Origin of the sequence: Vibrio sp. 10N.261.52.A1, assembly GCF_002876325.1 — a bacterium.
Taxonomy (GTDB): Bacteria; Pseudomonadota; Gammaproteobacteria; order Enterobacterales; family Vibrionaceae; genus Vibrio; species Vibrio chagasii.
The window spans coordinates 1-397 of sequence record NZ_MCYD01000338.1 but is presented as its reverse complement, the minus strand read 5'-3'; the positions used below and the strand labels follow the sequence as shown (position 1 = coordinate 397).

General features: G+C 46.3%; 1 pseudogene. It reads right to left on the bottom strand.

Going from position 1 to position 397, the window contains the following annotated elements:
* Positions 1 to 397: pseudogene (locus tag BCT81_RS04190) on the bottom strand (extracellular solute-binding protein); the annotation flags it as partial.

Here is a 397-nt window from a genome sequence, read left to right as displayed (position 1 = left end):
AGCTTTCTCGATGTTTGCCCAGCCCCAAGGACCGTTGATTGTCATTGCAACGTTACCTGCAACGAATTCAGACTCAGCTACTTAGTAGTCCATGTCTGCAGAGATAACTTTGTCTTGTACCATCTTCTCGATGAAACCTAGAGACTTCTGAACACCTTCAGTCGCTACGCCTGCATCTTTAATGTCGTAACCTTCAGCAACCTGTTTGAATGCGTAACCGCCGTCAGCTGCTAGTAGAGGCCATGTGAAGTATGCGCCACCACGTAGAGGCCACATGATCGCTTTCTTGCCTTCTTTTTGAAGTTCAGCGTTAAGTGCTGGGATTTCTTCCCAAGACTTAGGAGGGTTAGGAACAAGTGCTTTGTTGTAGATTAGAGAAACTGACTCAACAGCTACT